General features: G+C 67.8%; 15 protein-coding genes. 10 read left to right on the forward strand and 5 right to left on the reverse strand.

Annotated features, from left to right (window positions below):
• Positions 1 to 506: 506 nt before the first annotated feature.
• Positions 507 to 1,235, reverse strand: a complete 729-nt coding sequence (locus ACTXG9_RS12390) for a response regulator (RefSeq protein ID WP_031270573.1) — start codon at positions 1,233 to 1,235, stop codon at positions 507 to 509.
• A 127-nt stretch (positions 1,236 to 1,362) separates the two neighbouring features.
• Here ACTXG9_RS12390 and rlmD point away from each other — a divergent pair, with 127 nt between their 5' ends.
• The 9 genes from rlmD to ACTXG9_RS12435 all read left to right on the forward strand — a co-directional run bounded on the left by rlmD (position 1,363) and on the right by ACTXG9_RS12435 (position 8,648).
• Positions 1,363 to 2,697 (forward strand): 23S rRNA (uracil(1939)-C(5))-methyltransferase RlmD, encoded by a 1,335-nt coding sequence (gene rlmD, locus ACTXG9_RS12395; RefSeq protein WP_456115837.1) that lies wholly within the window; start codon positions 1,363 to 1,365, stop codon positions 2,695 to 2,697.
• 34 nt (positions 2,698 to 2,731) lie between these two features.
• Positions 2,732 to 3,217 carry a CYTH domain-containing protein gene (locus ACTXG9_RS12400; protein WP_456115838.1) on the forward strand — a complete coding sequence of 162 codons (486 nt, stop codon included), beginning with the start codon at positions 2,732 to 2,734 and terminating at the stop codon, positions 3,215 to 3,217.
• Between the two features lie 113 nt (positions 3,218 to 3,330).
• The gene (locus ACTXG9_RS12405) at positions 3,331 to 4,026 is read left to right on the forward strand and encodes a DsbA family oxidoreductase (RefSeq protein ID WP_021204004.1); all 696 of its coding nucleotides are present in this window, start codon (positions 3,331 to 3,333) and stop codon (positions 4,024 to 4,026) included.
• A gap of 115 nt (positions 4,027 to 4,141) precedes the next feature.
• Positions 4,142 to 5,149 (forward strand): beta-N-acetylhexosaminidase, encoded by a 1,008-nt coding sequence (nagZ, locus tag ACTXG9_RS12410; RefSeq protein WP_456115839.1) that lies wholly within the window; start codon positions 4,142 to 4,144, stop codon positions 5,147 to 5,149.
• Entirely contained in the window at positions 5,149 to 5,703 is a 555-nt protein-coding gene (locus ACTXG9_RS12415) for a hypoxanthine-guanine phosphoribosyltransferase (protein ID WP_005410592.1), read from the forward strand. Before nagZ ends, ACTXG9_RS12415 begins: the two co-directional genes overlap by 1 nt.
• 82 nt (positions 5,704 to 5,785) lie before the next feature.
• The gene (locus ACTXG9_RS12420; protein ID WP_049430529.1) at positions 5,786 to 6,532 is read left to right on the forward strand and encodes an S-methyl-5'-thioinosine phosphorylase; all 747 of its coding nucleotides are present in this window, start codon (positions 5,786 to 5,788) and stop codon (positions 6,530 to 6,532) included.
• Positions 6,533 to 6,620: 88 nt separating this feature from the next.
• Positions 6,621 to 6,827, forward strand: a complete 207-nt coding sequence (locus ACTXG9_RS12425) for a cold-shock protein (RefSeq protein WP_005410590.1) — start codon at positions 6,621 to 6,623, stop codon at positions 6,825 to 6,827.
• A 102-nt stretch (positions 6,828 to 6,929) separates the two neighbouring features.
• On the forward strand, positions 6,930 to 8,198 hold the full coding sequence (locus ACTXG9_RS12430) for an FAD-dependent oxidoreductase (RefSeq protein ID WP_329858889.1): 1,269 nt from the start codon (positions 6,930 to 6,932) through the stop codon (positions 8,196 to 8,198).
• Positions 8,199 to 8,378: 180 nt separating this feature from the next.
• Positions 8,379 to 8,648 carry a hypothetical protein gene (locus tag ACTXG9_RS12435; protein ID WP_019662157.1) on the forward strand — a complete coding sequence of 90 codons (270 nt, stop codon included), beginning with the start codon at positions 8,379 to 8,381 and terminating at the stop codon, positions 8,646 to 8,648.
• Position 8,649: 1 nt separating this feature from the next.
• Here ACTXG9_RS12435 and pdeM read toward each other — a convergent pair whose 3' ends face one another.
• Genes pdeM through ACTXG9_RS12455 form a run of 4 tightly spaced genes read right to left on the reverse strand, consistent with a single transcriptional unit; the run spans position 8,650 to position 14,339 of the window.
• Positions 8,650 to 9,291 carry a ligase-associated DNA damage response endonuclease PdeM gene (gene pdeM / locus ACTXG9_RS12440; protein WP_021203999.1) on the reverse strand — a complete coding sequence of 214 codons (642 nt, stop codon included), beginning with the start codon at positions 9,289 to 9,291 and terminating at the stop codon, positions 8,650 to 8,652.
• Positions 9,281 to 11,740, reverse strand: coding sequence for a ligase-associated DNA damage response DEXH box helicase (locus ACTXG9_RS12445; protein WP_456115840.1), 2,460 nt, complete (start codon positions 11,738 to 11,740; stop codon positions 9,281 to 9,283). Before ACTXG9_RS12445 ends, pdeM begins: the two co-directional genes overlap by 11 nt.
• Positions 11,737 to 13,344 (reverse strand): ATP-dependent DNA ligase, encoded by a 1,608-nt coding sequence (locus tag ACTXG9_RS12450; RefSeq protein WP_111103081.1) that lies wholly within the window; start codon positions 13,342 to 13,344, stop codon positions 11,737 to 11,739. The genes ACTXG9_RS12445 and ACTXG9_RS12450 overlap by 4 nt, the downstream gene beginning before the upstream one ends.
• On the reverse strand, positions 13,341 to 14,339 hold the full coding sequence (locus ACTXG9_RS12455) for a ligase-associated DNA damage response exonuclease (protein ID WP_111098037.1): 999 nt from the start codon (positions 14,337 to 14,339) through the stop codon (positions 13,341 to 13,343). Before ACTXG9_RS12455 ends, ACTXG9_RS12450 begins: the two co-directional genes overlap by 4 nt.
• A gap of 113 nt (positions 14,340 to 14,452) precedes the next feature.
• Here ACTXG9_RS12455 and ACTXG9_RS12460 point away from each other — a divergent pair, with 113 nt between their 5' ends.
• A complete protein-coding gene (locus ACTXG9_RS12460; protein ID WP_180832170.1) occupies positions 14,453 to 16,090 on the forward strand; it encodes an acyl-CoA dehydrogenase family protein in 1,638 nt (545 codons plus the stop codon).
• Positions 16,091 to 16,234 lie beyond the last annotated feature (144 nt).

Here is a 16,234-nt window from a genome sequence, read left to right on the forward strand (position 1 = left end):
CAGGGCTTGCAGCCCTGCACCTGCCGAATCAACGGCGACGTCAAAAGCTGGCTACTCGTGGGTAGGCGGGGTGGGTCCGGTTGCGGGAGACGCCGTAAACCCATCCCTGGGGGCTTGGCCGCGGCATCCATGCCGCGGACACTCCCGCAACCGGACCCACCCCGCCTTCGACAGTTTTCCGCGAGCTGTCGGAATGGCAATGGGGTCAGATCCGTTTTCCTTCGGAAAACGGATCTGACCCCCAGTTTGAATTTCGATATCTGACAGAGATTCATCCACGCATGGCGTGGATCTACCCGATCGCGGAAATCTGTCAGAGGCGGGGCGGTGTCGGAGTGTGGGGTGTCTGATCTGGCCGCCCGTCAGCGGACGCCAAGCCCCCATGGACGGGTTCACGGCGTCCCCGCGCTCCGACACCGCCCCGCCATCCCACGGGATGCCGGCTTTTGACGTTGAATTTGACGTTAGCTTTGGCGGGTGCAGGGCGCAGCCCTGCCGACCAACCCTCAATGCAGCAGGGCCGCCACCGCCGCGCGGAACCCATCCTGGGCCTGCCCGGACTCCGGCGCATGATGCAGCTGGCGTACCGCCCGGGCCAAGCGTGCCGCGCCCACGAACCCACAGCTCGCCTGCAACCGGTGCAACTGGCTGCGCAGCTGACGCTCATCATGCTGGTCCACCGCCTGCTCGACCGCGTCACGCACCCCCGGCAGCTCGGCCAGGAACAGTTCGCGCAGGGCGATCAAGTGGTTGCGCTGGCCATTGAGCGCGGCCAGTGCCGCTGTCTCGTCCCAGTCCTGCACCTGCAGCTCGACCGCTGCCGGGGCCGGGGCAACGGAGATCCCCGCCGGGCTGTTCACCAGTGCGCGGCGCACAGCCTTCAGCAACTGGTCGCGGCCCAGCGGCTTGACCAGGGTGTCGCTGAAGCCAGCTTCGCGCAGGCGGGCATGGATGGACGTGTCACCGTCAGCGGTATGTGCCAACGCCGGGGTGTCGGGATGTGAACGGCGCAGTTCGCGCAGCAGCTGCGCGCCATTGCCGTCAGGCAGGTTGACGTCGATCAGCCACAGGTCGTGCGCGCCGGGTTCGGCGCTGGCCAAAGCGCTGGCCAGCGAATCTGCGGTGTCCACATCCGCCGGTAACGTTTCCAACGCCGCCTTGAAAAAACCGCGGCTGATGATGTCGTCCTCGACAAGCAGGAAGCGGGGCCGGCTGGCCCGCGGGGTCATCTGCATCAGGGCTGCCTCCATGTCAGCTGCTGCAATCATCAAGCACGGCGGCGGCGGGCGCAAGCGGGTCCGGACCCTGCCGGTCAGGATCTGCGACAATACGCCCCCATTTTTGCCCGCAGCCTGTTGCCACGTGGCCCGATCCCGCTCCCGCATCGACCGTACCCCGTTCCAGACCGAAATCCTCGACCTCAGCCATGATGGTCGCGGCGTCGCCCGCCGTGAAGGCGAGGGCGGCAAGGTCACCTTCGTCAGCGGTGCCCTGCCGGGTGAGGTGGTGACGGCCGAACAGACGGCCCGCAGCCGCCATTTCGACGAAGCGCGCACTCTGGAAGTTCTGCAGGCCTCGCCGCAGCGCGTGACCCCGAAGTGCCCGCATTTCGGCACCTGCGCCGGCTGCGTGCTGCAGCACCTGGACGAAGACCAGCAGATCGTCGCCAAGCAGCGCGTGCTGATGGACAACCTGGAGCGGATCGGCCATGTGAAGCCGGGCACCGTGCTTGCGCCGCTGGTCGGCGACAGCTGGGGTTACCGTCGCAAGGGCCGCTTCTCCGTGCGCCGGGTCGAGAAGAAGGACAAGACCCTGGTCGGCTTCCGTGAACAGGATCCGCGTTTCGTCGCCGACCTCAGCCAGTGCCTGACCGTGATCCCGGAGATCGGCACCAAGGTCGAGGCGCTGTCCACCTTCATCGAATCGCTCGATGGCAAGCGCGATATCCCGCAGATTGAGTTCATCGCCGGCGACCAGGCCGTGGTCCTGACCGTGCGCCACCTGCAGCCACTCAGCGATGCGGACCGTGCGGCCTGGGCTGCCTTCGGCCAGCAGCATGGCTTCGTGATCTACCTGCAGTCCGGTGGCGTGGACACCGTGAAGCCGCTGGACGGGCAGGGTGTGCCCCTGTCGTTCCGGCTGGAGCCCTGGGATGTGGAACTGGCATTCCGCCCGCTGGACTTCATCCAGGTCAACGCCAAGCTCAACGAAAAGATGATCGCCCATGCCCTGGATCTGCTGGAGCCGGGTGAGGACGAGCGCGTGCTGGACCTGTTCTGCGGCCTGGGCAATTTCACTCTGCCGCTGGCCCGCCGCGTGCGCGAGGTCGTTGGCGTGGAAGGCGATGCCGGCCTCGTCGCGCGCGCCCGTGAGAATGCTGAGCGCAATGGCCTGGCCAACGCCCAGTTCTTCAGCGCCGACCTGACCCAGGACCAGCGCAGCACGGCGTGGATGCGCCAGGGCTTCGACAAGCTGCTGCTGGATCCGCCGCGCTCGGGCGCGATCGAAGTGCTGCAGCAGCTGCCGCTGAAGCAGTTCAAGCGCATTGTCTACGTGAGCTGCCACCCGGGCTCGCTGGCACGCGATGCCGGCTATCTGGTCAACGAACAGGGCTTCACCCTGGTCAGCGCCGGTGCCATGGACATGTTCCCGCACACCGCGCACGTGGAAAGCATCGCAGTATTCGAGAAGCGCTGAGCAGGTGTCATCACCCGTGGCGCATAATTGCGCCATGGGCATCGAAATCGAACGCAAATTCCTGGTCAGCAGCGATGGCTGGCGCACCGCCGCGCATCGGGTGATCCCGATGGCGCAGGGCTACATCAACGACATGGGCGCGCTCGACCGCGGCACCCAGAACGCCTCGGTGCGCGTGCGCATCGAAGGCGACCACGCCGCGCTGAACCTGAAGTCACGCACCCTCGGCCATACCCGCCAGGAGTTCGACTACCCGATCCCGGTGGAGGACGCGCGCGCACTGCTGGCGCTGTGCGTCGGCGGCCTGATCGACAAGCGACGCCATCTGGTCGAACACGCCGGCGTGACCTGGGAAGTGGATGAGTTCCTCGGTGACAACGCCGGCCTGGTGGTGGCTGAAGTCGAGCTGGAAAGCGCCGACCAAGCCATCGACCTGCCGGACTGGGTCGGTGCCGAAGTGACCGATGACGCCCGTTACTACAACGTTGCCCTGGCCAGCCGCCCGTATTCACAGTGGTGAACCCCCAAAAAGGGGACGGAGGGGATTAAGTCGTCTTTACCCCGCCTGTGCGGAAAGCGACTTAATCCCCTCCGTCCCCTTTTATCGAGGAAGGCGGTCCCCATGTCGTGGGGATGAGAATCGACATCTACTCCGACGTGGTCTGCCCCTGGTGCTGGATTGGCAAGCATCGTTTCCAGCAGGGCGTGCAGTTGCTGGGCGAGCACGCGCCTGATCTTGATATCCACTGGCAGCCGTTCCAGCTGGACCCGGATGCGGACGACACCCCGGTGCCGCTGCGCGAGGCCTATTCGCGGAAGTTTGGGGGCGTCGAGCGCACCGAGCAGATCCTCGGCCAGACCCAGACCACCGCGCGCGCGGAGGGGCTTCCGATGGATTTCAACCAGGGCCAGGTGCGGGTGACCACGCTGCCGGCGCACCGAGTGCTGTGGCTGGCCGGCGAGCACGGCGTGCAGGATGCGGTCAGCGAGGCGCTGTTCCGCGCCCACTTCGAACATGGCCAGAACCTGGCCGACAACGCTGTACTGGTGAAGGCCGGCGTGGCTGGCGGCCTGGACGGTGGCGAAATCGCGCAGATGCTGGCCTCGGACCGTGGCTTGGCCGAGGTCGAGGCCAAGCTCGGCCAAGCCCACGCGCTGGGCATTTCCTCCGTGCCGACCTTTGTCATCGACGGGAAGTGGGCGATCTCCGGGGCGCAGCCGCCAGAAGGCTTTGCCAACGCGCTGCGCCAGATCGCGGCCGAACAGGGGCCCCCGGCCGCCCCGGCTGGCGACGACGAGGCCTGCGGCCCGGACGGCTGCAGGGTCTGAGCAGACCGGGGCAGAGCCCCCGCGTTTCCCTTTTCCCCTTGACCACTGCGCCTGTCGGCCGGTTCTGCGACAATGCGGCACTGCGCCATGCGGGCGCGCGTTGTGGAGATCAACCATGCTGCTGATCGGCGTTGCCGGCACCGAACTGACCACCCAGGAACGTGACTGGCTGCAGCACGATGCCGTGGCCGGGGTGGTGCTGTTCAAGCGCAACGTCGCCTCGCGCCAGCAGGTAACCGATCTGAGCGCGGCGATCCGCGCCGCTGCGCCGCGCCCGCAGCTGATCTGCGTGGACCAGGAAGGCGGCCGCGTACAGCGCTTCCGCGAAGGTTACAGTGATCTGCCGCCACTGCAGGACATCGGTGCCCTGTACGCCACCGACCCGCAGCAGGCCCTGTCGCTGGCCGAGCAGCACGCCTGGCTGATGGCCAGTGAAGTCCGCGCCAGCGGGCTGGACCTCAGCTTCGCGCCGGTGGTCGATCTTGGCCGCGGCAACCGCGCCATCGGCAACCGCGCCTTCAGCGAAGACCCGCAGGTGGTTGCGGCGTTCACCGCAGCCTATGTGCGTGGCATGCATGCGGTCGGCATGGCCGCCACGCTCAAGCATTTCCCCGGCCACGGCACCGTGCTGGAAGACACCCACGTGGATACCGCGATCGACCCGCGCGCGCTGGACGAGCTGCGCGCGCAGGACCTGGTGCCATTCCAGGCCGGCATCGCCGCCGGTGCCGACGCGGTGATGATGGCGCACGTGATCTACCCGCAGATTGCGCCTGAACCGGCTGGCTATTCGCCGCGCTGGATCCAGGACATCCTGCGTGGCGAGCTCGGCTTCCGCGGCGTGGTGTTCTCCGATGACATCGGCATGGCCGCCTCGCACAGTGCCGGTGGCGTGCCCGCGCGCGTGCACGCACACCTGGACGCCGGCTGCGACGTGGTGCTGGTCTGCCACCCGGAGCTGGTTGATGAAGCCCTGCACGCGGTGCAGGGGCGCTCCCTCAATACTGCTGCGCTGCTGGGCCTGCTCGGCCGCGGCGCGCTTGGCTGGGATGGCCTGCTGGCCGATGCCCGCCATGGCCACACCCAATCCCGTCTGATTGAAACCCTTGGAAGAACCGTCTGATGCCCAACCTCACCATTTCCCAGGCCCTGGCCCAGGCTGACCTGCTGGTCGACCGCCCCACCATCGACAAGGCCATCGCTGGTATCGCCGACGCCATCGCGCGCGATTACAAGGGCGAGGTGCCGCTGTTCCTGTCAATCATGCACGGCGCGCTGCCGTTCGCCGGCCAGCTGGCGCTGGAGCTGGGCGCGCGCGGCCAGGACGTGCAGTTCGATTACCTGCACGCCACCCGTTACCGCGGCGAAACCACCGGCGGCGACCTGGTCTGGAAGCACAAGCCGGCGACCTCGCTGTTCGGCCGCCGCGTGCTGCTGGTCGACGACATCCTGGACGAGGGCTACACCCTGCAGGGCGTGCGCACCTGGTGCCTGGAACAGGGCGCGACCGACGTGCGCATCGCCGCGATGACGGTGAAGAAGCACGACCGCGCGCTGCCGGACGTGACCGCCGACTACGCCGGCATCGAACTGCCGGACCGCTACGTGTTCGGCTTCGGCATGGACGTCAATGAAACCCTGCGCTGCGTGCCGGCCATCTACGCGATGAAGGAATAACGGCGCAGCCGCCCGCGGCGCGTCTTCTTCTGCCGCCGGCATCCTCGGGTGCCGGCGTTGGTCTTTTCATGGAGTGCTTTGAATGCAACAGATCGCCCTGGCCGTGATCGGCGGTACCGGTGTCTACAACCTGGCCAAGCTTGACGACGTGCAGACCCACGAGGTCGACACCCGCTTCGGCCGCCCGTCCGGCCCGGTACGCGTCGGTACGCTGCTTGGACACCGCGTGGCGTTCCTGGCGCGGCATGGCGAGGGCCATTCGCTGCCGCCGCACAAGATCAACTACCGCGCCAACCTGGCCGCACTGCAGCAACTGGGCGCGCAGCGCGTGCTGGCGTTGAACACGGTGGGAGGCATCACCGAACACTTTGGTCCGCGCGTGCTGGCCTGCCCGGATCAGATCATCGACTACACCTGGGGCCGCATCAGCACGATCTGTGAAGAAGAAGGCACCGACGTGGTCCACGTCGATTTCGGCCACCCCTATACGCCGATGCTGCGCAGCAAGATCCTGGCCGCTGCGAAAGTGACCGGTGTCACGGTCCATGACGGCGGCTGCTACGGCGCAACGCAGGGCCCGCGCCTGGAAACCATCGCCGAGATCGCCCGCATGCGCCGCGACGGCTGCGATCTGGTGGGCATGACCGGGATGCCGGAAGCCGCACTGGCACGGGAGCTGGGGCTGGATTACGCCTGCCTGGCGATCATCGCCAACTGGGCTGCCGGCTGTGGCGATGGTGAAGAGATCACGATGGCTGAAGTACTTGCCAACGTGCAGGCCGCCAGCAACGGACTTCCGGAACTGGTAGGTGAATTGGCACGGGGGTGATTGTCTTCGCCGAGCAAGCTTTGCATACTCAGCTTGTGCGCGGGTTCAGCGTACACCACCCATTCATTGCATAAGGTCTCGCATCACCATGCCGAACGGTACCGTCAAGTGGTTCAACGACGCCAAGGGATTTGGCTTCATCTCGCCGGAGGATGGCAGCGCCGACGTGTTCGCGCACTTCTCCGCCATCAACTCCAAGGGCTTCCGCAGCCTGCAGGAAGGCCAGCGTGTCACCTATGACGTGACCCAGGGCCCGAAGGGTGCCCAGGCTTCGAACATCACGCCGGCCGAGTGATCCACTCGACAGTGCGTTGAAAACCCCGCTCCGGCGGGGTTTTTTTTGCGCGGCACGCTCGCGGCCCGTTCGCGATCCACCCACCTCGGGCACAATGCGCCCATGAAGGAACGACTGCGCATCGCCGTGATCGGCTACGGCACCGCTGGACAGGCAGTGTCCATCCTGCTCACCCGTGACGGCCACGAGGTGGAGATCTTCGAACGCGTGCCCACGCCGGGACCGGTTGGCGCCGGCTTCCTGCTGCAGCCCAGCGGCCTGCAGGTACTGTGGCAGATGGGCCTGCTTGATTCCGTGCGTGCACATGCCGCGCCGGTGCACCGCCTGTATGGCGACACGCCGTGCGAGCGCGCGGTGATGGACATGGCCTATGCCGGGCTGGATGCACGCCTGCATGGGCTGGGCATGCAGCGCGGGGCACTGTTTTCGCTGCTGGACCAGGCCCGCGATGGCGCCGGCCAGCTGCATGTCGGCACCACCATCGTTTCCGTCGACGCCGCACAGGGGCGTTTGCGCGACAGCGGGGGGCGCCAGCACGGACCGTTCGACCTTGTGGTGGCTGCCGATGGTGCAGCTTCAACGCTGCGCGGCGGCGTCGAGCAGGGCATCGCGCTGGACAGGGTTTACCCGTGGGGCGCGCTGTGGTGCCTGCTGCCGGCCGAGGACTGGCCGCACATGAGCGAGCTGCGCCAGCGCTACGTGGCCGCGCGCAAGATGATCGGGCTGCTGCCGGTCGGTACCCGCCCCGGTGATGACACGCCGCGCCTGAGCTTCTTCTGGAGCCTGCCACGCGCCGATTTCGATCGGTGGCAGGCCGAAGGTATGGCGCCCTGGCTGGATGAACTGCATGCGCTGTGGCCGCAGGCCGGTGCGCGCTTCGCCCATCTGCGCGATGCCGGCCAGATGGCGCGCGCCGTTTACCGTGATGCGGTGATGACACGTTGGCACCAAGGCCGCATGGTGCTGGCCGGTGATGCGGCGCATGCGATGAGCCCACAGCTGGGGCAGGGTGTGAACATGGCGTTGCTCGATGCGCTGGCACTGCGCGATGCCGTGCGCAGCCATGGCGGCAGTGCGGCGGCATTGCAGGCCTACCAAGCGCAGCGGCGCGCGCATGTGGCCGTGTACCAGCGCTGGAGCCGCTGGCTGACGCCACTGTTCCAGTCCGACCGCGACGCTTGGGCGAAAGCGCGTGATGTGCTGCTTGGCCCGATGGGGCGCCTGCCCGGTGGCCGTGGGCATATGCTGCGCATACTCAGTGGCACGCAGCATGGCTGGCTTGGCTCGCTCCAACTGGACCCGGCATTCGTCAACGAACTGGGCACGTCGATGGCAATGCCTCCCAGCAACGCGATCACGGCCAGTGCGTGAGGCGCGTCGTCACGTGAATTAACGGCTGCGTCACTACAGATATGCGAGAAGTGGGTTGCACGCGATTGCGCGTCGCCCGTTTTCCTTTCCGTGATCGACATCGCGCGTGGCCCGGGCGGCGCTGCCGTCGCGGCCTGTTGCGGCCCGGACGCGCCGCCTGTTGTTGAAGAGGAGGACGCCATGTTGTTCGCGGTCGAGGAGCTGGAATCGGAAATCTGCAAGCTGCGTGGTCTGCTGCAGATGCTGCACGAGGACCAGCCCGACGTACTGGAGGACGTGTTTGAATTCCATGTGGGCAGCCTGATCAGCCACGCGTCGCCGGAACACCATGCACGCATCCGCGCCTGCGCGCAGGAAATGCTGGCGAGGATCCAGGCCTTGCCGCGGCGGCGTGAAGGGGATACGCCCGAGTTCCAGTTGATGCCGCAGCTGGAGATCCGCCCCGCCTGATTCACGTCACGGGCAGTTCGACCAGGCTGCCCTCGACGCAGGCGACCCTCTGCTCGCCGGGAGCGGGAACAGGCACGATTCCCGCAGTGAACGCAGAGAAGGCCGGCAGGACCGTCATCCCGTCACGCAGCCAGAATACGGGGAAGCGCCGACGCAACGGCGGCAGGGCGACCTGCGGATGCAGATGCCCAGCGATCACATGCCGTCCTGCATCGGCCACTGGCTCATGGCGAAGCATGAACGGATGCAGGTGTGCTTCATCGTGGATCTGTACCAGCAGCTGGGCGTGCGGCAGGTGGCGGTCGTGATTTCCGCGCAGGACATGCACGTCCAGCGCCGCGTTGCGTTCGCGCCATGCCAACCATTGCTGGTACCACGCGGCGCGATGCGCCGGTCCATGCAGGATGTCGCCCAGGATCCACAGCTCGCGGCATGCATACCTGTCCAGCAGCGCCTGCAGGCGATTGAGGTCTTCCCCGGTGCCACCACTGGGGAGCGCGATGCCGGCACGGCGGAATACGTCGGCCTTGCCCAAGTGCAGGTCGGCGATCAACAGCGCCTGCCGTGTGGGCCAGTACAGCGCGCGCTCGCCAAGCAGCACAAGCGATTCGCCCGCGCGCAGCAGCAGCAGTTCATCGGCCATGGCGGCGCTCCAGCTGCTTGGCCGCGCGTTGCACGCGGGTACGCCAGTCCTCGTTGCTGAACTGCCCACGCAGGCGTTCGGCCCACAGCGGGAAGCCCAGGGGCGTCAGCGACGCCGGGCATTGCACCGACAGCGCCTGCGTGCCGATCCTTGCCAGTACCTGCCGCAAGCCCGGCAGGTCAAGGCTGTCGTGCAGCACTTCGCGTTCGGCCAACGCCAGCAGCAGATGGCCCGGATTGTGCTCGCGCAGTACATCGAAGAGCAGGCCCGCCGACGCCTGCAACTGCCGCAGCGATCGCGGCATGCCACCGGGCAGGCTGGGTACCAGCAGGCCGGCCACACGTGCGATGCCGCGGAACTGGCGCCGCGCCAGCTCGCCCAGGTTCACTGCGGCACGCAGATCATCCAGCAGCTGATCGGGGGTGAACAATGCTCGCCATTGCGCTGCGTCCAGATCGATCGCCTGGGCCGGTGCCAGCACCAGGCCATGGTCGTTCACCGCGTAGCCGATGCTGTTGCGCTGCAGGCGGGTACAGCGCAAGGCCAGCAGGGCGGCCAGCGCCTCATGCACGTGGCGGCCGGAAAAGGGATAGACGAACAGGAACTGGCCTTCGCGACGCCGCACCTGTTCCACCAGCAGGTGGTCCGCGCCGGGAAGCGCCGACAACTGTTGCTGCAGTGCCAGCAAGGGCGACAGCCAGCGTGATTCGGCACTGTTGTCGGCGCCGGACAGTACCCACTCCAGCTCGCGACCGAGTGGCATCGACAGCGGCAACTGGCCTCCCTGCCAGCGTGGCACGACGCCGTCTCCGCGCCCTCGTGCCAACCGCACGAAGGCGGTCATGTCGCGCAGCTGCACCAGCTCCAGCAGGCGCCCTGCGAACTGGAAACGATCGCCACGTCGCAGCCGGCTGGCGAACTGCTCCTCCACGGCGCCCAGGCTGCCGCCGCGCAGGAACTGCACGCGCACGCTGCCATCGCTGCTGATGGTGCCGATCGAAAGCCGATGACGCAGCGCCTGGCGGCGGTCATGCATGCGGTACCACCCATCGGCATCACGCACGACCTTGTGGAAATCGGGGTACTGGGCCAAGGCCTGCCCGCCCTGCACGATGAACGTGAGCACGGCCTGCCATTGGTCGTTGCCGAGCGACGCGAAGGCATGGGTACGCCGGACCTGTTCCAGCAGCGCAGTGCTGTCGAAGCCGCCCGCCAGCGCACGGCTGACCGCGTGCTGGGCCAGCACATCCAGCGACAGCGTCGGCGGCCTGCGCGCTTCGACCACGCCTTCAGCCAATGCACGGCGCACCGCAGCGTACTCGGCCAGTTCCAGCGCATGGCTGGGCACGCACAGGATGGCGCCGCTGGCACCCGGGCGGTGGCGTGCGCGTCCGGCGCGCTGGCGCAGGCGCGCCACGCCCTTCGGGCTGCCCAGCTGCAGGACCTGTTCTACTTCGGGGAAGTCCACGCCGAGGTCAAGGCTGGAAGTGGCAACCACGCAGCGCAGCGCGCCCGCGCGCAGTCCGTCTTCCACCTGCTGGCGCAGGGCCGGATCCAGCGAGCCGTGGTGCAGCGCAAGCGTGTCCAGTTCCTCCGGCCACACCGCGGCCAGCGCCTGATGCCACAGTTCTGCCTGTGCACGGGTGTTGGTGAACAGCAGGCTGCTGCGTGCCTGCATCAGCGCCTCCAGCACGCGTGGCAGCTGTGCCAGGCCCAGATGCCCCGCCCATGGGAAGCGTTCGCCGGGGCCTGGCAGCAGGCTGCGCACGCTGAGTGTGCGCGGCCGTACGCCCTGCACGATCGGTGCTTCCGGTTGACCGGGCAGCAGCACGTCGCGCGCCTCCTGCAGATTGCCCAGCGTGGCCGACAGACCCCACAGCTGCAATGCCGGCCTGGCATCGCGCAACACCGCCAGGTTCAACTGCAGCAGGACGCCGCGCTTGTTGCCCAGCAGTTCGTGCCATTCATCCACCACCACGCAGCGCAGCTGGCGCATGCGCGGCAGCGTGTCGGGATAGCTCAACAACAGCGCCAGCGATTCGGGCGTGGTCACCAGTACGTCGACGCGGCCCTCGCGCGCCTGTCGTCGTTCGCGGTTGCTGGCGTCGCCACTACGCAGGCCGACACGCCATCCCAGCCCCAGCCCATCGACCACGTCCTGCAGTGCGCGTGCGGTATCACTGGCCAACGCGCGCAAGGGCGTCACCCACAGCACCTGCAGTGGGCGCACCGCGCTGGCCCGACGGGGCAAGGGCGGCGGATCGATCATGGCCTGCAGCAGGGGCCCGCCGAACATCGCCAGTGTCTTGCCGCTGCCCGTGGGCGTATGCAGCAACCCGGATTCGCCCGCCAGGTAGTGGCGCCACATTGCGCGCTGGAACGGCAGTGAGCGCCAGCCTCTGGACGCAAACCAGTCTTCCAGCCGGCGCAGCGCCTGGCTGCGGGTCATCGCGCCAGCGCCTTCAGGCTGGCCAGCTGATCGGCCTCGCTGGCGGGCTTGTCGTGGCGCCAGCGCAGGATGCGCGGGAAGCGCACGGCGATGCCGGACTTGTGCCGGCTGCTGCGGTTGACTGCTTCAAAGCCCAGCTCGAACACCTGTTCGGCGCGTACGCTGCGCACCGGCCCGAAGCGCTCGCGGGTGTTGGCGCGGATCCAGCGGTCGAGCGCGAGGATCTCCTTGTCGTCCAGGCCGGAATACGCCTTGGCCACCGGCACCAGCGTGTCGCCGTCCCACACGCCAAAGGTGTAGTCGGTGTACAGCGTGCTGCGTCGGCCGTGCCCGGCCTGTGCGTACAGCAGCACCGCGTCTATCGTGAGTGGATCGACCTTCCATTTCCACCAGTCGCCGCGTCGTCGCCCCGCTTGGTAGGAGGACGTGCGCCGCTTCAGCATCAACCCCTCCACACCGCGTTCGCGCGCCACATCGCGCATCGCCGCGGCCTTCGGCCAGTCGCCGGCGGCAACGTCGGGCGACAGCTGGATGCGCGCATCGCCCAGTGCACCGACGACCTCGGTGAGCCGCGCGCGCCGTTGCTGCAATGGAAGTTCGCGCAGGTCCGCGCCATCGAGTTCCAGCAGGTCGTAGGCGAGCACGCGCACCGGCGTGTTGCGCAGGGTGGCCGCGCCGGGTTTGCGGCGCTGGATGCGGGTCTGCAGCGCGGTGAAGGCACGTGGCAGGTCCGCGGCTTCGTCCCAGGCCAGCAGCTCGCCATCCAGCACGCAGCCATCGGGAAGCGCCATCGCCGCCTGTTCGATTTCGGGGAAGCGACCATCCAGCCGCTCTTCGCCACGTGACCACAAGGCGACCTCGCCGCGCCGGCGCAGCAGCTGCACGCGGATGCCATCCCACTTCCATTCCAGCAGCCAGTCGTCGATCGCACCGAGTCGTTCGGCAGGGCTGCCCTCCAGTGGCGAGGCGAGGAAAAAGGGGTAGGGCTGCTGCCGGTCGAGCGGCAGCTCATCCGGCGACAGCAGCTGGGCCAGCAGCCCGGGCGAGGGCACCCACTCGCCCAGCATGCGCTGGGCGATGCGGGCAATATCCAGGCCGGACCACTCGGCCAGCGCCTGCTGCACCAGCCGTTGCGAGACGCCAACGCGCAGGGCTCCGGTCAGCAGCTTGTTGAACACCAGGCGTTCGCTGCTGCACAGCTGCCGCCAGCCGGCGACGACCGCCGCACGGCGCACCGCCTCGGGTTGGTTGGCCACCGCCAGCAGGTGCTGTTCGATCCATTCGGCCAGGGGGCGGTCAGGCGAGGGGTTTGGTGGGTCGTCCAGCAGCAGGGTCAGCGTTTCGGCCAGGTCACCGACCTGCGCATAGCTGTCGTCCACCAGCCACGGTGGCAACCCTGATTCCTCGGCGATCCAGGCGCGCAGTTCGCCACTGGCGGCGATCTTCCGGCGTGCGCCGCCCACCTTGCCACCACTGAGGAGGTACAGCGCCCACGCCGCATCGTGCGCGCCTGCCTGGCCGAAGTAATCGACCAGTGCCGCTCGCTTGTCCAGCGTGGCAGTGCTGCGGTCCAGGCGTTGGTAGAGCGCTGCGAAGGCTTTCATTCCTCGCTCCCGAAACCGGTACGGAAGGCTTCGGCAGCCACGCCGCGCTCACGCAGGTAGGGAATCAGCGCATCGGTATTGCCATGGGTGGCGATCACCCGCTGCGCGCCGGTCTGTTCGATCGTCGTCAGCAGTGCTGGCCAATCGGCGTGATCGGAAATGACGAAGCCACGATCGACGTTGCGTCGGCGCCGGTTACCGCGCAATTGCATCCAGCCCGAGGCGAAGCCCAGCTGGTGGCGCCCGAAGCGGCGCATCCAGGGCGTGCCCGCAGCCGAGGGCGGGGCGAGGATCAACTGGCCGGCGGCATCGGGTTGACGGCCCTGTTCGGCCACGGTGAGCGTCTCCAGCATCGGTACGCCGGCCTGCCGGTACACCGCTACGCCATTGGCGATGGCGCCATGCAGCCAGGCCGGGCGATCATCCAGCGGCCGCAGCTCGGCCAGCACCCGTTGTGCCTTGCCCAGTGCATAGCACAGCAGGATCGCCGCCTCGCCGCGCTGTTCGCATTCGCGGCGCCACGCCACGATCTCCGCAGCGACTGCCGGCGTGTCCGGCCAGCGGTAGATCGGCAGGGCGAAGGTTGCCTCGGTGATGAACGTATCGCAGGGCACCACTTCGAACGGCGCGCAGGTCGGGTCTGGCTGGCGCTTGTAGTCGCCGGAGGCCACCCAGACCTGCCGCCCGTCGTCGATGCGCACCTGCGAGGACCCCAGCACGTGGCCGGCTGGATGCAGTGATACCTGCACCCGGCCCAGGCGGAACGGGGTGCCCTCGGCATGCGCCTGCACCGGCACGTCGCCCAGGCGCCAACGCAGGATCGGCAGGCTGCCGTCGCTGCAGTGGTATTCGCCCATGCCCGGGCGAGCATGGTCACCGTGGCCATGGGTGATGACCGCGCGCGGCACCGGCCGCCAGGGATCGATGTGGAAGTCGCCCGCAGCGCAGTACAGCCCCTCCGGTCGCAACACCACCAGATCGTCATTGCTTGCCATGCCATCACTGTGGCCTGCGGCTCGTGCACGGGGTGAGAACCGGCCTGAACACGGGCTTGGCAGGTCATGCGGCACAATCGGGCCGCACACTTCTTGCCGCCAGGATGGACCGGATGAGTGGACCGAGCTTCAGCAGCAACGCGCCCTACGAAACCCATGTGGTACTGAACCAGCCGCCGCCGTTCGCGGGGCGGCAGTTGTGGACCGACGACGCGGCGCTGATGGAAGCCGTTCAGCGCGAAGGCGCTGGCAGCTTCGCGCCACGATTGGCGGTGTATGGCGCGCTGGCGGGTGATGAGCTGTACCGGGTCGGCTTCGATGCCAACCGCGATCGGCCACGCCTGCGCACGCATGATGCGCAGGGCCATCGCATCGACACGGTGGAGTTCCATCCGGCCTATCACCAGTTGATGGACACGGCCAAATCGCACGGGGTCGCAGGCTTGTCCTGGCATGAGCCGCAGCCCGGCGCGCACGTGGCACGTGCGGTGTTGAGCTACCTGCATCACCAGGCCGAGGCGGGCACCAGTTGCCCATTGACGATGACCCATGCAGCAGTAGCGGTGCTGCGCACGCAGCCGCACCTGGCCGAGTGGGCACGCAAGGCCGCAGCGCCGGTCTATGACCCGCGCGACGTGCCGGTGGCGGACAAGGCCGGCATCACCCTGGGCATGGGCATGACCGAGAAGCAGGGCGGCTCGGATGTACGTGCCAACAGTACCCGCGCCGAACCGATCGATGGCGAGCGCTATCGCCTGGTCGGCCACAAGTGGTTCTTTTCCGCGCCGATGTGCGACGGCTTCCTGGTGCTGGCGCAGGCGCCGGGAGGACTGACCTGCCTGCTGTTGCCGCGCCGCCTGGCAGACGGTGACCGCAATGCGTTCCGCCTGATGCGGTTGAAGGACAAGCTTGGGGATTGGGCCAATGCCTCCAGCGAGGTCGAGTTCTGCGGCGCGCAGGCGTGGCGGGTGGGTGAAGAGGGCCGCGGCGTGGCCACCATCATCGGCATGGTGATGATGACCCGCCTGGACTGCATGCTGGGCGCCGCAGCGGAGATGCGCATGGCGCTGGCGCAGGCGCTGCATCACGCACGGCATCGCCGCACCTTTGGCAAGCTGCTGGTCGAGCACCCGTTGATGACCAACGTGCTGGCTGATCTGGCGATGGAGTCGGAAGCGGCCACGGTGTTGGCGATCCGCATCGCACGCGCGGTGGATCGTGCCGGTGTGGATGCCAATGAAGCCGCGATGGCACGGTTGGGGACGGCACTGGGCAAGTACTGGCTGTGCAAGCGTGCGCCGGCCTTCGTCAATGAAGCGCAGGAATGCCTGGGCGGCGCGGGCTATGTGGAGGAGTCGATGCTGCCGCGCCTGTACCGGCAGGCACCGTTGAATTCGATCTGGGAAGGCAGCGGCAACATCCAGTGTCTGGATGTGCTGCGTGCATTGGCCCGTGAACCGGACGCGATGGCGGCATTGCGCGGCGAGCTGGCGGCGGTGGCCGACCGTGATGCGCGCTACGCAGCGGCATTGCAGCGCTGGGCAGCGGCACCGGCACCGGAGGAATCACAGGCGCGGCTGTTCTGCGAGCGCACTGCGCTGTTGTTGCAGGCAGCGCTGCTGCTGCGTGCGCGCAGCCCGATCGCCGAGGCGTTCGTGCGCAGCCGGCTGGAAGGAGAGCACGGGCTGGCATTCGGGACGCTGCCGGCGGGCCTGGAGCTGACCGCGATGCTGGCGCGCGCGCTGCCGTAGGCAATGGCCAACGGCGGTGCCCCTCGTGGTGGGCGCTGATACTGATGGATGGGCCGCGCGGGTAGGTCGCGCAGGGGGCGCCGTGAATACGTCCTTGTAGGCTCGGGCGCGCCATCCATGGCGCTTACGCCCCTGCGCAACCTA

Source organism: Stenotrophomonas maltophilia group sp. LNF247 (genome assembly GCF_054083135.1).

Bases quoted from the DNA above. Each gene is read 5' to 3' on its own strand.
- ACTXG9_RS12390 (WP_031270573.1), bottom strand. From the start codon at position 1,235: ATGCAGATGACCCCGCGGGCCAGCCGGCCCCGCTTCCTGCTTGTCGAG.
- ACTXG9_RS12400 (WP_456115838.1), top strand. From the start codon at position 2,732: ATGGGCATCGAAATCGAACGCAAATTCCTGGTCAGCAGCGATGGCTGG.
- ACTXG9_RS12405 (WP_021204004.1), top strand. From the start codon at position 3,331: ATGAGAATCGACATCTACTCCGACGTGGTCTGCCCCTGGTGCTGGATT.
- nagZ (WP_456115839.1), top strand. From the start codon at position 4,142: ATGCTGCTGATCGGCGTTGCCGGCACCGAACTGACCACCCAGGAACGT.
- ACTXG9_RS12415 (WP_005410592.1), top strand. From the start codon at position 5,149: ATGCCCAACCTCACCATTTCCCAGGCCCTGGCCCAGGCTGACCTGCTG.
- ACTXG9_RS12420 (WP_049430529.1), top strand. From the start codon at position 5,786: ATGCAACAGATCGCCCTGGCCGTGATCGGCGGTACCGGTGTCTACAAC.
- ACTXG9_RS12425 (WP_005410590.1), top strand. From the start codon at position 6,621: ATGCCGAACGGTACCGTCAAGTGGTTCAACGACGCCAAGGGATTTGGC.
- ACTXG9_RS12430 (WP_329858889.1), top strand. From the start codon at position 6,930: ATGAAGGAACGACTGCGCATCGCCGTGATCGGCTACGGCACCGCTGGA.
- ACTXG9_RS12435 (WP_019662157.1), top strand. From the start codon at position 8,379: ATGTTGTTCGCGGTCGAGGAGCTGGAATCGGAAATCTGCAAGCTGCGT.
- pdeM (WP_021203999.1), bottom strand. From the start codon at position 9,291: ATGGCCGATGAACTGCTGCTGCTGCGCGCGGGCGAATCGCTTGTGCTG.
- ACTXG9_RS12445 (WP_456115840.1), bottom strand. From the start codon at position 11,740: ATGACCCGCAGCCAGGCGCTGCGCCGGCTGGAAGACTGGTTTGCGTCC.
- ACTXG9_RS12450 (WP_111103081.1), bottom strand. From the start codon at position 13,344: ATGAAAGCCTTCGCAGCGCTCTACCAACGCCTGGACCGCAGCACTGCC.
- ACTXG9_RS12455 (WP_111098037.1), bottom strand. From the start codon at position 14,339: ATGGCAAGCAATGACGATCTGGTGGTGTTGCGACCGGAGGGGCTGTAC.
- ACTXG9_RS12460 (WP_180832170.1), top strand. From the start codon at position 14,453: ATGAGTGGACCGAGCTTCAGCAGCAACGCGCCCTACGAAACCCATGTG.